17 protein-coding genes are annotated in these 13,300 nt (G+C 71.7%); 7 read left to right on the forward strand and 10 right to left on the reverse strand.

Translation table 11 applies throughout. From position 1 onward, the window contains the following. The 5 genes from JHD21_RS13670 to JHD21_RS13690 form a co-directional block, all read left to right on the forward strand. Positions 1–795: SOS response-associated peptidase (locus JHD21_RS13670; protein WP_365696114.1), on the forward strand; the 795-nt coding region annotated here is incomplete at its 5' end. A 7-nt stretch (positions 796–802) separates the two neighbouring features. Next, complete coding sequence (locus JHD21_RS13675) at positions 803–1,447, forward strand: alpha/beta family hydrolase (RefSeq protein ID WP_292676238.1); 645 nt, start codon at positions 803–805, stop codon at positions 1,445–1,447. Positions 1,448–1,582: 135 nt separating this feature from the next. Next, complete coding sequence (locus tag JHD21_RS13680) at positions 1,583–2,248, forward strand: sigma-70 family RNA polymerase sigma factor (RefSeq protein ID WP_292676240.1); 666 nt, start codon at positions 1,583–1,585, stop codon at positions 2,246–2,248. Beyond that, a complete protein-coding gene (gene rsrA / locus JHD21_RS13685) occupies positions 2,245–2,532 on the forward strand; it encodes a mycothiol system anti-sigma-R factor (protein ID WP_292676243.1) in 288 nt (95 codons plus the stop codon). The genes JHD21_RS13680 and rsrA overlap by 4 nt, the downstream gene beginning before the upstream one ends. Before the next feature lie 44 nt (positions 2,533–2,576). Next, positions 2,577–4,085, forward strand: coding sequence for a serine/threonine protein kinase (locus tag JHD21_RS13690; protein WP_292676246.1), 1,509 nt, complete (start codon positions 2,577–2,579; stop codon positions 4,083–4,085). Positions 4,086–4,566: 481 nt separating this feature from the next. Here JHD21_RS13690 and JHD21_RS13695 read toward each other — a convergent pair whose 3' ends face one another. The 4 genes from JHD21_RS13695 to JHD21_RS13710 are packed head-to-tail and all read right to left on the reverse strand — an operon-like array spanning position 4,567 to position 7,999. Continuing rightward, positions 4,567–4,947: a hotdog domain-containing protein gene (locus JHD21_RS13695; RefSeq protein WP_292676250.1), complete on the reverse strand. Its 381-nt coding sequence runs from the start codon at positions 4,945–4,947 to the stop codon at positions 4,567–4,569. Continuing rightward, complete coding sequence (locus JHD21_RS13700) at positions 4,944–5,432, reverse strand: GNAT family N-acetyltransferase (RefSeq protein ID WP_292676253.1); 489 nt, start codon at positions 5,430–5,432, stop codon at positions 4,944–4,946. Before JHD21_RS13700 ends, JHD21_RS13695 begins: the two co-directional genes overlap by 4 nt. A 10-nt stretch (positions 5,433–5,442) precedes the next feature. Beyond that, positions 5,443–7,131, reverse strand: coding sequence for an acetolactate synthase (locus JHD21_RS13705; RefSeq protein WP_292676256.1), 1,689 nt, complete (start codon positions 7,129–7,131; stop codon positions 5,443–5,445). A gap of 4 nt (positions 7,132–7,135) precedes the next feature. Then, positions 7,136–7,999 (reverse strand): DUF2785 domain-containing protein, encoded by an 864-nt coding sequence (locus JHD21_RS13710; protein ID WP_292676259.1) that lies wholly within the window; start codon positions 7,997–7,999, stop codon positions 7,136–7,138. 121 nt (positions 8,000–8,120) lie between these two features. Here JHD21_RS13710 and JHD21_RS13715 point away from each other — a divergent pair, with 121 nt between their 5' ends. Continuing rightward, a complete protein-coding gene (locus tag JHD21_RS13715; RefSeq protein WP_292676297.1) occupies positions 8,121–9,584 on the forward strand; it encodes a PAS domain-containing sensor histidine kinase in 1,464 nt (487 codons plus the stop codon). A 20-nt stretch (positions 9,585–9,604) separates the two neighbouring features. On the opposite strand, the gene JHD21_RS13720 is transcribed toward JHD21_RS13715, so the two are convergent. Further along, positions 9,605–9,856: a WhiB family transcriptional regulator gene (locus JHD21_RS13720; RefSeq protein WP_011755173.1), complete on the reverse strand. Its 252-nt coding sequence runs from the start codon at positions 9,854–9,856 to the stop codon at positions 9,605–9,607. Between the two features lie 212 nt (positions 9,857–10,068). On the opposite strand from JHD21_RS13720, the gene JHD21_RS13725 reads away from it, so the two are divergent. Continuing rightward, complete coding sequence (locus JHD21_RS13725; protein ID WP_292676281.1) at positions 10,069–10,461, forward strand: hypothetical protein; 393 nt, start codon at positions 10,069–10,071, stop codon at positions 10,459–10,461. A 36-nt stretch (positions 10,462–10,497) separates the two neighbouring features. Here JHD21_RS13725 and JHD21_RS13730 read toward each other — a convergent pair whose 3' ends face one another. The 5 genes from JHD21_RS13730 to JHD21_RS13750 form a co-directional block, all read right to left on the reverse strand. Then, entirely contained in the window at positions 10,498–11,310 is an 813-nt protein-coding gene (locus JHD21_RS13730) for an RNA polymerase sigma factor SigF (RefSeq protein ID WP_292676283.1), read from the reverse strand. Between the two features lie 7 nt (positions 11,311–11,317). After that, positions 11,318–11,722 carry an anti-sigma factor gene (locus tag JHD21_RS13735; protein ID WP_292676286.1) on the reverse strand — a complete coding sequence of 135 codons (405 nt, stop codon included), beginning with the start codon at positions 11,720–11,722 and terminating at the stop codon, positions 11,318–11,320. Positions 11,723–11,801: 79 nt separating this feature from the next. Next, entirely contained in the window at positions 11,802–12,038 is a 237-nt protein-coding gene (locus tag JHD21_RS13740; RefSeq protein WP_292676289.1) for a hypothetical protein, read from the reverse strand. Between the two features lie 97 nt (positions 12,039–12,135). Beyond that, on the reverse strand, positions 12,136–12,927 hold the full coding sequence (locus tag JHD21_RS13745) for a sigma-70 family RNA polymerase sigma factor (protein ID WP_292676291.1): 792 nt from the start codon (positions 12,925–12,927) through the stop codon (positions 12,136–12,138). A 235-nt stretch (positions 12,928–13,162) separates the two neighbouring features. After that, a complete protein-coding gene (locus tag JHD21_RS13750; RefSeq protein WP_292676300.1) occupies positions 13,163–13,294 on the reverse strand; it encodes a superoxide dismutase [Ni] in 132 nt (43 codons plus the stop codon). Positions 13,295–13,300: the final 6 nt, after the last annotated feature.

Below are 13,300 nucleotides of genomic sequence, written 5' to 3' on the forward strand. Positions count from 1 at the left end.
GCCCTGTCCGCGGCCACGACTAGGGTGGCCGGCATGTGCGGTCGTTACGCCTCGAGCCGACGTCCGCAGGACCTCGTCGAGGAGTTCGAGGTCGTCGACGACCGGGTCAAGGAGCCGCTGCCTCCCGACTTCAACGTCGCCCCGACCAACGAGGTCTACGCGGTCGTCGAGCGGCCGCCCTCGGCCCCTGAGGGGGAGGTCGCGCAGGCGGAGCCCGAGCGCCAGCTGCGGGTGCTGCGGTGGGGGCTCATCCCGTCCTGGGCCAAGGACCCGACGATCGGCAACCGGATGATCAACGCCCGGATGGAGACGGTGGCGGAGAAACCCGCGTTCCGCCGGGCCTTCGCGTCGCGGCGCTGTCTGCTCCCCGCCGACGGCTACTTCGAGTGGTACCCCACCGCCGAGCTGGGCAAGGGCGGCAAGCCGCTCAAGCAGCCCTTCTTCATCCGTCCGAAGGACGGCGGCGTGCTCGCCATGGCCGGCCTCTACGAGATCTGGCGCGACCCGACCCGCGACGAGGACGACCCGGACCGGTTCCGCTGGACCTGCACGGTGATCACCACCGAGGCCGAGGACGAGGTCGGGATGATCCACGACCGGATGCCGCTGATGGTGGAGCGCGACCGGTGGTCCGACTGGCTCGACCCGCGGCGTCCGCAGGACTCCCTCCTCGACCTGCTGACCCCGGCCGCGCCAGGGGCGCTCGAGGCCTACCCGGTCTCCACGGCGGTCGGCAACGTCCGCAACAACGGTCCGGAGCTGGTCGAGCCGCTGGCGCTGAACGACCACGGGTGAGGCGGACGTGACCACGATCGAGAGACGGATCGCCACACCACACGGCGAGGCGCGGCTGGTGACCCACCGGGCCAGGAGCCCGCGGGTGACGGTGCTGCTCAGCCACGGCGCCGGCAACGGGATCGACACCGCCGACCTCCAGGCGCTGGCGCACCACCTGCCCCGCCAGGGAGTCACCGTCGTCCTGCTGGAGCAGCCGTGGAAGGTCGCCGGCCGCAAGGTCGCGACGCCGCCACGCACGCTGGACGACGGCCTCCTCGCGGCCGCCAACGCGCTGCGGGTGCGGACGCCGATGGTCGTGGGTGGGCGCTCGGCGGGGGCCCGGTCCGCGGCCCGCTCGGCCCAGCACCTCGGCGCCGTGGGCTGCCTCGCCCTGGCGTTCCCCCTGCACCCCCCGGGTCATCCCGAGAAGACGCGGCTGGCCGAGCTCCGCGACGCCAAGGTGCCCACCCTGGTCATCCAGGGGGAGCGGGACCCGATGGGACGTCCCGACGAGTTCCCGCCCGACCTCCACCACGTCGACCTGACGGTCGTGCCGGGCGCCGACCACGGCCTCAAGGTGCCCAGGAGCGGCCCGGTCTCCCAGGCCGACGCGCTGAGCATCATCGTGGAGTCGACGCTGGAGTGGCTGGTCCGCGAGATCGCCGGCTGACACCGCGGGAATGAGACGCCGGGCCGGCGGCGTTCCCCTCCCGTGATCGCCCTGCTCGAGCCGCACGCCGCCCCGCCGTCCGCGCGCTATCTCGTCGCGGCCGACACTGTCGGCGGCCGCGTAGGCTGGGCGGCGATGACCCAGAACATCGACGACCTGGACGACGTGGCCTCGCTCGGCGAGCCGGCCGAGGAGATCGACGTCGCCACCGAGTCCGCCGACGACCGCGCGGCGCGCTTCGAGCGGGACGCGCTGCCGTTCCTCGACCAGCTCTACGGCGCCGCCATGCGGATGACCCGCAACCCCGCCGACGCCGAGGACCTTGTCCAGGAGACCTTCGCAAAGGCGTACTCGTCCTTCCACCAGTTCCGGCCCGGCACCAACCTCAAGGCCTGGCTCTACCGGATCCTGACCAACACGTTCATCAACAGCTACCGCAAGAAGCAGCGCCAGCCGCAGCAGTCGATGTCCGAGGACGTCGAGGACTGGCAGCTCGCCCGCGCGGAGTCGCACAGCTCGACCGGTCTCAGGTCCGCCGAGATGGAGGCGCTGGAGCACCTGCCCGACTCCCAGGTCAAGACGGCGCTGCAGCGGCTGCCCGAGGAGTTCCGCCTCGCGGTCTACCTCGCCGACGTCGAGGGCTTCGCCTACAAGGAGATCGCCGAGATCATGGAGACCCCGATCGGCACGGTCATGTCGCGGCTGCACCGCGGCCGCCGCCAGCTGCGCGACCTGCTGTCCGATTACGTGCGCTCCAACGACCTGATGCGGGTCGGCACCGTCGAGGGGGACAAGCGATGAGCGAGCACGTCCACGCGCACGGTCCGGGGGAGCCGACTGCCAGCGAGTGCGCCGACTTCCTCGACCGGATCGTCTACTTCATCGACAACGAGCTGGACGAGGCCGACTGCTCGGTCGTGCGGGCCCACCTCGACAGCTGCAACCCGTGCCTGGAGCGCTACGACCTGCAGCGCACAGTCAAGTCGATCGTCGCCCGCTCCTGCACCGAGGCCGCACCCGACGAGCTCCGTCAGCGGGTCATGTTCCAGATCCGTGAGGTCCAGGTCCGGATCACCGAGGCCTAGCTCGCGGCTCGGCACGATGCCGGCCGCGAAGTACGATGCGCCGCATGCGTCGTACGGGGATCATCACGGCGGCTGCGTCCGCCCTTTCACTGGCACTGGCCGTGGGCACGGCCGCGGTGCTGCTGTCGGCGCCCAGCCAGGCGGCCAGGGCGGACGAGCGCCCAGCGATGAAGCCTCCGCGCGAGGTCATGTTCGTCGGCAACAACTGGGACGGCACCGCGACGGTCATCGACGTGGCCACCCGCAAGGCGGTCAAGCGGCTCAACATCATCCCGGACCGGCGCGAGGAGCTCCTCGAGATCTACGCGGCCCCGGACCGGCTCGCGTTCTACCTCGCGATCCAGCAGGTCGTCGGTGAAGGTCACGACCAGTACGTCGACGACATGTTCACCAGCCGCGACGGCAACCTGCTCGCGGTCTCCCGCCCCAGCTTCGCCGACGTCGTGTGGATCGACCTGGCGACCGGCACGATCGTGGCCGAGCAGCAGATGAACGGCTACCGCACCGACCACATGAACGTGTCGCCCGACGGCCGCCGGCTGCTCGTGTCGGACTCGACCGACCGCACGGTGCACGAGTACGCGATGGGTGGCAAGGGGGACCCGGCCACGGGTCGGCTGCTGCGGTCCTTCGAGTCGGGTGACACGCCCCACGAGAGCAACTACAGCAAGAACGGCCGGCGGATCTTCCACGCGAGCATCGGCCGGGTCTACACGCCGGTCGACTACCCCGAGCTCGGCCCGGTGCCGGTGGGTGGCGTGCACGACGCGGTGAAGGCGGACCGCTGGCTCCAAGTCGTGGACAACGGCTCGTTCCAGGTGCTGCGGCGCTGGGACCTCGGCAAGGAGCTGGAGGAGGCCGGCTACCCCGGCATGAGCTCCGCCGTCCGGCCGATGGCACTGAGCCCGGACGAGAAGACGGCGTACCTCCAGGTGTCGTTCTTCCACGGCATCGTCGAGTTCAAGCTCCGCAAGAAGGACCCCACCGGGGGCGGCGACTACGTCTCCGGCGGTCAGCCCGAGCCGGCGTACGGCAAGGTCAAGCGGCTGATCCCGCTGCCGATCAGCGAGGAGGCGGCCGCGCTCACCCGCGAGCAGTACGTCCTGGACTCCGCGCACCACGGCATCGCGATCAACGAGGCCGGGACCCGCCTGTGCGTCGCGGGCACGATGTCCGACTACGCGGCGGTCGTGAACCGGAAGACCGGTCGCCACAAGGTCTTCGCCGGTGCCGCGAGGTTCCTCGAGAACCGCGAGTACTCCAAGCCCTACTGGGCCACCACCAGCACGGTCGACGGGAACTGCTGGGTGTCGATGGCCGGCAGCGACCTGGTGCTGGTCATCGACTACGGCAAGCGCAAGGTGATCGACGAGATCGCCGTCGGCGTGCACCCGCAGCGGGTGCGCGACGGTCTGGTCAGCCGTCGGGTCCAGCGGGCCTGGGCCGCCGGGGGCGCCTCAGGACTGCCGGACCTGTCGCCCGTGCCGATCGGCTCGGCGCTGCAGGCCGCGGCAGAGGCGTGGATGGCCGCGCAGATCGCGGCCATCAGCTAGACGGACCGGCTAGGCGTTGGGGCGCTTGCCGTGGTTGGCGCTCTTCTTCTTGCGCGAGCGGCGCTTGCGACCGGTCTTGCTCATCTCAATCCTCCGTGCGTTGGGAACAGTGCAGTCTCGCAGCATGCGTGCCGAGCGTGAAATCCGGTCGGTCCTCATCCGTGTGGTCGAGGAGGCGCGCACCCCGTGGGTCGAGGAGGCGCGCCAGCGCCGTCGAGACCTCCGCAGCTGTGGCTGGGACGTCACCCACCTCGCCCAGCGCGGCCGAACCTGGGGCGCGTGGCGGCCGCGCGCGTACCCGGGGTTCACGACACAGTTCGCCCCAGGCAGCCGCGGCGCGAGGCTCAGCCCCGACCCGGTCAACACGAACTGTGTCGCGAGCGGACCCCGTCGCCCCGGCGATCCCACAAGCGTGCGATTTGCACGCACCAGGCGCGCGGGCACCACGCTCAGCCCGAAGAACGCTCAGCCCGAAGAACGCTCAGCCCAGACGGCCCAGGAACCGCTCGGCGTCGACGACCACGCGGGTGACCTCGCCCGACCCGATGACCTTGCCGTTGCCCCCGAGATGTCGGGCGGACACGGTGAACCGGTGCAGCCGCCCGTCGACGTACGTCGTGGCGGCACTGACCTCGACCTGCTGGCCGACGGGGCTGGCGGCGAGGTGCTCGAGCGAGACCCGGGTGCCCACGCTGGTCGAGCCCTCCGGCAGGGTCGGCTCCAGCGCCGCACAGGTGGCCGCCTCGCACCAGGCGAGCAGCCGGGGGGTGCCGAGCACCGGCAGGCTGCCCGAGCCGACCGCGAGCGCGGTGTCGTCGTCGGTGACCGTGAAGGTGAGGGTCGCCGACAGCGGCTCGCTCACGGTGCCAGGTCCAGGTGGTAGGCGACCAGGTCGACGCCGGGGACAGGGGACCAGTCCCGCTCGGGCGCGCGGACGAAGCCGTGCCGCTCGTAGAGCCGGTGTGCCGGCGACATCGCGTGCAGCGTGGACAGCACGATCCCCGGCGCACCGACCTCGCGGAACCGATCGACGCAGAGCCTGACCAGCGCCGCGCCGATGCCCTGGCCCTGAGCGTCCGGGGACACTGCCAGCATCCGGAACTCGCCCTCGTCCCCTCGCCCGATCTCGCGCCACGGCGAGCCGTCGTGGCACACGGTGACGGTGCCCAGGACCTGGTCGTCCTCCCCGACGGCCACCCACAGCTCGGCCTCGCGGTCGCGGGCCACCGCGTCGCGCAGCTTGTCGGTGTAGCCCGACTCGGTCGCCTCGGGCAGGCTCGCGTACGCAGCGACGGTGATCTCGCCGATCGCCGCGTGGTCGCGCGGCTCGGCCCGGCGGATCCGCACGGCCGCCGGCTCAGATGCCGAACGTCGCGCGCGGGTAGGCCGCGTTGACGTCGGTGATCACGTTGACGAGGTAGGGGACGCCCGAGGCGAAGGCCCGGTCCAGGGCCGCGCCGATCTGGCGGGGGTCGGTGACCGTCTCGCCGGCTCCGCCCAGTGCCTTGACGACCTCGTCGTAGGCGGTGCGGGGCGCCAGGTCGGCGATCACGTCGTAGCCGTAGAGCATCTGCATCGGGCCCTTCTCCAGCGCCCAGGCGGAGTTGTTGCCCATCACCATGACCACGGGGAGGTTGTGCCGGACCAACGTGTCGACGTCCATCAGCGAGAAGCCCGCGGCACCGTCCCCGAGGAGCAGCACCACCTGCGAGCTCGGCCGCGCCAGCCGGGCGGCGATCGCGGCACCGAGCCCGGCGCCGAGGCACCCGTAGGGGCCGGGGTCGAGCCAGTTGCCGGGCTGCTTCGGCTCGACGTACTTGCCGGCGAAGCTGACGAAGTCGCCGCCGTCGCCGATGACCACGGCGTCGTCGGCCAGCCGGGGGACGAGCTCGCCGTAGATCCGCGCGGGGTGGACCGGGTCGGCCTCGGCGCCGAGCAGCTCGGCGTCCTTCTCGGCCGCGAGCTTGACCGTGTCCTGGAGCTCGGTGGCCCACGCCGACCAGTCCCGGCGCCGGCCCCGGTCCACGGCGGCCAGAAGGCCGTCGAACACCGAGGTCAGGTCGCCCGACACGGACCCCGCGAGGGCGGCGTGCCCCGAGACCTGGTCGGCGGAGTCGGCGACGTGCACGACCTGGGCGGGCTGCGCCCCGTCCTTGCCGCCGAAGACGCCGTAGCCCAGCCGGAAGTCGAGCGGCGTGCCGACCACGATGACCAGGTCCGCCTTGTTGAGCGCGGCGCCGCGGGCCTTGGTGACGAGCAGCGGGTGCCCGCCGGGGACGACACCCCGGCCCATCCCGTTGGTGAGCGTCGGGATGGCCAGGCTCTCGACGAACCGCAGGGCCGCGGTCTCGGCGCCGTCGGCCCACACGTCGGTGCCGAGGACCAGGACCGGGCGGGCCGCGTCGGCCAGCAGCGACGCGATCCGGTCCAGGGCGTCGGAGTCGGGCTCGGCGCCACGCGGGCGGGCCCCGGTCGGCGCCGGGCCGGAGGAGGAGCTGAAGAACTCGTCCATGGGAATGTCGACGAAGACCGGCCCGCGGTGGGAGGAGCCGGCCACCGTGAACGCGTTGTCGATGCCGCCCAGCACCTCACCCGCGGTCATCAGCGTGGCCGCGTGCTTGGTCACGCTCGCCACGATCGGCGGCTGGTCGATCTCCTGGAGGCTGCCGCTTCCCCAGCGGTTCTGCGGGGCCCGGCCCCCGACGACCACCATCGGCGACCCGGCGAACTGGGCCTGGGCGATCGCGCTGATGCCGTTGGTCACGCCCGGGCCCGCGGTCAGCACGGCCAGGCCCGGGACCCGGGTGAGCTTGCCGGTCGCCTCGGCCGCGAACGCCGCGGTCTGCTCGTGGCGTACGTCGAGCAGCCGCATCGGCGGGTCGGCTTTGACCGCGCCGTCGTACATCGGGAAGACGTGCGCGCCGGACAGGGTGAACATCGTCTCGACGCCGTGCGCGCGGGCGGCCGAGACGGCGAGCTCGCCGCTGTGGCCGGTGAGCTCGGTGGAGGCCTCGGTGGAGGCCTCGGTGTGGCTGGTGTCCGTCATGGGGTCAGGGGCTCCGTTGCTGCCGTGGGGTGGCGAGGTAGTCGGGGTTGGTGGCACGCAGAGCATCGACCATGACCAGCAGCAGGTCCGAGCGGACCTCCGGCGGGCGCGGGCCGAGCGCCAGCTGCAGGTGCAGCGCGCGCAGGTAGGCCTCGGCGTTGCCGCCGACGAGGTGCGGGTCCCGGTCGTCGTAGGACCCGCGGACGGAGGCGCCGGCCACGAGCCGGGCGATCCACGGCTCGACCAGGCGGAGGGGGAGGAGGTTGCGGCGGAGCACGTGCATCGTGGCCGCCGCCAGCCGGTCCGGCTCACCGTTGGCGAACAGCCGGTCGACCGGCAGCAGGAGCCGGTCGCCGATCACGTCGAGGATGACGGTGAGCTCGTTGGCGCCCACGTGCGGGGACTGGGCGAGGGTCCCGAGCGCGTCGGCGCCGTGGGCGACCGCGTGCGCCCAGCCCTTGCCGGGCACAAAGCCGCGCAGGTCTCGCTCACGCAGCAGCCAGGTCGCCAGCCGGTCGCCCCACTCGAGGACCTTGCCGCCCGCGACGAGCGGTCGCTGGTTGTCGCGACCGATGCACTCGCCGAGGACCAGTGCCGAGAAGCTGCGCCGGAAGACGGAGTCGGTGTCCCGCTCGCCGAGACCGACGCCCAGCCCGGCCGCCATGCCGTCACCCAGACCGGCGAGCAGGTCGTCGTAGACGCCCCGGCCGACCCAGGTCGCGAGCGTCGGGTAGGCGGTGCCGTCGCGCGCCTCCGGGTCCGTGTCGCCGAGCATGGTGGTCAGCTCGGCGGTCAGGTCGTCCAACGGCCGGTCCGAGGGGACCTCCAGCCCGGAAGCATGAACCTGCTTCCAGTACTGACCCGGCATGCGCCTCATCCTGCCAAAGACCGGCTGCGGGCGGGGCGGCGGGCACGGCGCTGTCTCAGCCCCCAATACCCGCCTCCGAGTACCTGGCCCGAAACCCGGCCTGAATACCCTGGGCGGCGTGTTGCCCCTCCCGGAGCTGGCCCAGGCCCACACGGACCTCGATGACGAGGACGTGGCCTGGCTGCAGCTCCTGCAGGCGGACTGGCAGATCATCGCCGACCTGAGCTTCGCCGACCTCGTGCTGTGGCTCCCGGACCGGGCCGGCACCGGCTTCTGGGCCGGCGGCCAGATGCGGCCGACGACCGGCCCGACGGCCTACGTCGACGACATCATCGGCAGCTTCGCCCCGACCGGGCGCCGTCCGCTCGTCGACCAGGCGTACGCCGAGGGCCGGCTGGTCCGGGAGGGGGACCCGGAGTGGCGCGACGACGTCCCCGTGCGCAACGAGACGATCCCGGTGCGCCGAGCCGGACGGGTGATCGCGGTCGTCGGCAGGCACACCAACCTGCTGGGCGTCCGCACCCCCAGCCGGCTGGAGCTGTCCTACCTGCAGACCGCGGCCGACCTGACCCAGATGATCGCGGCCGGCTACTTCCCGGCTCCCGGTCCGCGCAGCGACCACGCCGACTCGCCGCGCGTCGGCGACGGCTTCCTGCGCGTGGACGACCAGGGCCGGGTCGTCTACGCGAGCCCGAACGCGCTGTCGGCCTACCGCCGCCTCGGTCTGTCGGGCGACCTGACCGGTCTGGTGCTCACCGACCTGACGCGGGACCTGGTCCCGCCGCGACAGCGTCCCGACGAGGAGACCCTCAGCGCGGTCCTCGGCGGCCGCGCCCATCGGGACACCGAGCTCGGCACCCCCTCCGTGGCGCTGATCGTGCGGTCGATCCCGCTGCGGCCGCACGGCGAGCACATCGGGGCCCTGGTCCTGGTCCGCGACGTGACCGACCTGCGTCGCCGCGACCGGGAGCTGGTCACCAAGGACGCGACCATCCGCGAGATCCACCACCGGGTGAAGAACAACCTGCAGACCGTGGCGGCGCTGCTGAGGCTCCAGGCGCGGAGGATGGACTCACCGGACGCCAAGGCAGCGCTCGAGGAGGCCGTCCGACGGGTGGGCTCGATCGCGCTGGTGCACGAGACCCTGAGCCAGACGGTGGAGGAGAACGTCGACTTCGACGAGGTCGCGGACCGGCTCGGGACGATGGTCACCGACGTGGGCTCCAGCGAGGACGGCGTCGGTGCCCGGGTGCGCCGGGAGGGGTCCTTCGGCGTGATGAGCTCCGATGCCGCGACAGCGCTCGCGATGGTGCTCACCGAGCTGGTCCAGAACGCCGTGGAGCACGGTCAGCCGGGACTCACCGAGATCGTCGTCGGTGCCCACCGCGAGGGCGACGTGCTGCGGGTGCGCGTCGACGACGACGGGGCCGGGCTGCCTGCCGGCTTCGACCTGGACGGCTCCAGCAGCCTCGGCCTGACGATCGTGGGCACGTTGGTCGAGTCCGAGCTGGGGGGTCGGCTGACCATGGGACCCGGACCTGGTGGTCGCGGGACGCGGGCGGAGATCGATGCGCGCCTGGGGTAGGCGCGTGGTGAGAGAACCGGCTACGCGGTCCTGACCCTCGCTCGGGCATTCCGTCGCTTGAGGGCGCGCCGCTCGTCCTCGCTCAGGCCTCCCCACACGCCGTGGTCCTGGCCGGCCTCGAGGGCCCACGCCAAGCACTGTTCGCGCACCTCGCAGCGTCGGCACACCTGCTTGGCCTCCTCGATCTGGAGGATGGCCGGACCGGTGTTGCCGATCGGGAAGAACAGTTCCGGGTCTTCGTCCAGACACGCGGAACGGTGGCGCCAATCCATGGCGGAAAACCTTGCCTTTCGCGGCTTCGTGGGCACGTTTGAGAGCGCGGAAATGCGTTCCGCACTCCGCGCTCCCTCAAGGTTGCCGAGAATCGGGTTCCGAAACAAGGGCTGGGCGCGGTTCCGTGCGTCACAGACCTGATCGGCTCCAGAATCCGTCGGCACCCGTACCGACCGATCCGGGATGGGTAAGCCGTGGCAATCTGGGCGTCGTGTCCACTGCCGCCGTCCCTGGCGACCGTCCGGTCCTGCTGACCGTCAGCGCGGCGCTGACGGCTCTGGAGGGTGCCGCCCTCCTGGTCTACGCGGTGCTCGAGCTGGCCAACGTCAACGCGGACCGGGCGAGCGTGGCCGTCACCAGCGCGGTGTTCTTCGCGATCACCGGTGGCGGGCTGGTGCTGTGCGCGGCCGGTCTGGCCCGGGCCCGGTCCTGGGCGCGCAGCCCGGTGGTGGTGGCCCAGCTGATCACGGTGCTCACCGCGTGGAGCTTCGTCGGCGGCGAGACGACCTGGGTCGCCGCGGTGCTCGCGACGGTGTCGGTCGCCGTGTTGGTCTGTCTCCTCAACCCGCGGAGCACCGCGGCGCTGGCGGCCGACGAGACGTGACCGCACCACACCCGACCTGACTGCACCCGACCGGTGTCACGCCTCGAGCGAGGTGCGCAGCTCCTCGAGCGTGCGGCTCAGGAGACGCGACACGTGCATCTGGGAGACGCCGATCTCCTCGGCGATCTGTGACTGCGTCATGTTCTTGAAGAACCGCAGCAACAGGATCCGCTTCTCCCGCGGGTCGAGGCGGTCGAGCAGGGGCTTGAGCGACTCGCGGACCTCCACGTGCTCGAGGTTGACGTCGTCGACCCCGATCGAGTCCAGCATCGACCCGGGACCGTCCTCGCTGTTCTCCCCGGCGTCGAGGGAGAGCGTGGAGTAGGCGTTGCTGGACTCGAGACCCTCCACGATCTCGTCGACCGTGCACCCGATCGCCTCGGCCAGCTCACGGGGAGTCGGGGACCGGCCCAGGGACTGGGTCAGCTCGGCGCCGACGCTGCCGATCTGCATCCGCAGCTCCTGCAGCCTCCGCGGCACCCGGATCGCCCATCCCTTGTCGCGGAAGTAGCGCTTGATCTCGCCGATGATCGTGGGCGTGGCGTAGGTGGAGAACTCCACCCCTCGGTCCAGGTCGAACCGGTCGACGGACTTGAGGAGCCCGATCGTCCCGACCTGGACGAGGTCCTCGAACGGCTCCCCGCGGTTGCGGAACCGGCGCGCACAGTGCTCGACGAGAGGGAGGTGCAGGTGCACCAGTCCTTCGCGGGCCGCGTCCCGCTGGGCCTGGTCGGCGTCGTCGTCGCGGAGCCGGGCGAAGAGTGCCGCGCTGTCTTGCCGGGTCTGCTCGACGCGAGTCAGGGGGATGTCCCCGGCGTCGTCGAGCCCCTCCCGAGTCTCGTCGGACATGACTGCCCTAGACGTCCCGCGCCCCGGACTGCATGGACAGGGCGATCTCGTAGCGGCCGTCGTCGACCGACGCGTCTGCCTTGCCGGCGAGGGTGGTGAGGACCTGCCAGGCGAAGCTGTCGGGGTCAGGTGGAGTGGCCGACTCGGCCGTCACCGCCACCGCGATGGTCAGCTCCCCGGTGCCGAGGTAGAACCGGCAGGTCAGGTCCGAGCCCTCGGCCGCGGACGGCAGCACCAGGGCGCACGCCTCCCCGACGGCCATCCGCAGGTCCTCGATGTCGTCGAGGGTGAAGTCGAGGCGGGCCGCAAGCCCTGCGCTGGTGGTCCGGAGGACGGACACGTAGGCGCTGTCCGCCGGAAGCCTGAGCTCGACGTCCGCGGGCGCGTCTCCTGGGGGACCGGTCGTCGTCATCGGAATGCCCTTCAGTGCTGTGGTCTCGGCACAGGCTAGTGCCGCGGGCGCCCGCGTCTCCTACCCCACTCAGGGGGTCTCACACCCGCCAGGAGTGCGCACCGTCCTCCGGGAGCTCGGCCCGTTCGGCGGCTCTCAGGAGCCCGAGACGCTCCACCCACGTCATGCCCTCCGACCAGGCACAGCGCAGGGAGACGTGGCCGTCCGGTTCCTCGACGGTCAGGAGGACGACGGCGCCGCACACCTGCTCGTCGGGTCGCACCTCGTGAGTGATGCCCATCGAGTCGATCAGCTGGCCGAGTCCTTGCTGCTCCACGCACCCACCTCCCCATGTGCCACCTGAAGACGGTGGTCGTGATGGACGGTTCCCGATCCGGCGCGGGTCATGCCTCGCAGGGCATGTCGCGCGGCGATCAGGCGGGCAGCGCCTCCGACGTCCCCAGGTCGTTGCGCAGGGTCTCGAGGATCCGCTTCAGCAACCGGGAGGCCTGCATCTGCGTGACCCCGAGCTCGTCACCGATCTCCTGCTGGGTCCGGTCCTCCACGAAGCGCAGCCTCAGGATCTTGCGGTCCCGGGCGCTGAGTCGCCGCAGCGCGGGACTCAGCATCAGACGTGCCTCCATGGCGTTGCTGTCGGTCTCGTCGTCCGCCAGGCGGTCGATGGCGGCCCGGCCGTCCTCGGCCACGGGGACGTCGAGGGAGACGGGGGTGAAGCACCCTTCCGCCTGCAGGGCCTCGGCCACGTCGGACTCGGGCAGGTCGAGCTCGGCAGCCAGCTTGGCGGCCGACGGCGGGGCGCCGCTCTCCTCGCCGTGCCGGTAGGCGTGGATGACCTTGGACTGGATCTCCTGGACCCGGCGCGGTGGCCTGATCGTCCAGCCGTGGTCCCGGAAGTGGCGCTTGATCTCGCCGGAGATCGTGGGGACGGCGTAGGTCAGGAAGTCGCGTTCCTGGGTGACGTCGAACTTCTGGGCGGCGCGGGTGAGCGCCATGCAGGCCACCTGCTCGAGGTCCTCCACGGGGATGGACCGGTTGCGGTAGCGGTGGGCGATCGCGTGGGCGACGCCGATGTTGAGGACGATCACCTGCTCCAGCAGCTGATCGCGTTGCTCCCCCGTGGCCCGCGAGGCCTCCGTGAGGAGCCGAGCGGTCTCCTGTCGTCGCACGACGCGCGACGCAGAGCGGTCCAGTAGCGAGACGGTCATGCCCCCATGCCTCCCCGCTGACGGAGGCTCGAAACCTGGGCAGCCGGAAGTTCACCCCTCCGGGTGGAATCACATCGGATGAGGTTTGGGGAGGAAGCCGGGAGGGAACTGAGCGTGCGCCGACGGCCCCTCGAGTCCTGTCATCGACAGTGCTCGTGGCCGTCGGACCAATTCTTCCCGTGGGGCCGCCGGCGAAACGTCGCCGGCGGCCCTGTGGAAGGTAGGACCGGCCGGGTCAGGCCTTCTTGGTCTCCCAGAAGATCTCGGCGATCTCGTCGATCTTGGCGAGCAGCTCGTCGGCCTTCGCCGCGTCGAGCTCGCCCTTGGTGCCGGCGGCACCGGCCAGCTTGGTGGCCTCGTTGACCAGCGTGTG

The organism is Nocardioides sp. (genome assembly GCF_016462705.1).
In the GTDB taxonomy this organism is placed as follows: domain Bacteria; phylum Actinomycetota; class Actinomycetes; order Propionibacteriales; family Nocardioidaceae; genus Nocardioides.